The sequence below is a fragment of the Lentzea flava genome (assembly GCF_014648475.1).
In the GTDB taxonomy this organism is placed as follows: Bacteria; Actinomycetota; Actinomycetes; order Mycobacteriales; family Pseudonocardiaceae; genus Lentzea; species Lentzea flava.
On the sequence record NZ_BMRE01000171.1, the window covers coordinates 1 to 618 of the forward strand.

1 protein-coding gene is annotated in these 618 nt (G+C 70.1%); it reads left to right on the forward strand.

Annotated features, from left to right (window positions below):
- Positions 1-618: flavodoxin-dependent (E)-4-hydroxy-3-methylbut-2-enyl-diphosphate synthase (locus tag IEZ09_RS46010; RefSeq protein ID WP_189260159.1), on the forward strand; the 618-nt coding region annotated here is incomplete at both ends.

The window sequence follows — 618 nt, forward strand, 5'->3', positions numbered from 1 at the left end:
GCGACCACAACACCCCGATCCGCATCGGCGTCAACGCGGGCTCCCTGGACCCGCGCCTGATGGCCAAGTACGGCAAGGCCACCCCAGAGGCCCTCGCGGAATCGGCCCTGTGGGAGGCCTCCCTCTTCGCCGAGCACGACTTCCACGACCTCAAGATCTCGGTCAAGCACAACGACCCGGTCGTCATGATCCGCGCCTACGAGATCCTCGCCGAGCAGTGCGACTACCCGCTGCACCTCGGCGTGACGGAGGCGGGCCCGGCCTTCCAGGGCACCATCAAGTCCGCGGTGGCCTTCGGCGCCCTCCTCCGCCAGGGCATCGGCGACACGATCCGCGTGTCCCTGAGCGCCCCGCCGGTCGAGGAGATCAAGGTCGGCCACCAGATCCTCCAGTCCCTGAACCTCCGCCCGCGCAAGCTGGAGATCGTGTCCTGCCCGTCCTGCGGCCGCGCCCAGGTCGACGTGTACACCCTCGCCGAGCAGGTCACCGCAGGCCTGGAGGGCATGGAGGTCCCACTCCGCGTAGCCGTCATGGGCTGCGTGGTCAACGGCCCCGGCGAGGCCCGCGAGGCCGACCTGGGCGTGGCGAGCGGCAACGGCAAGGGCCAGATCTTCGTGA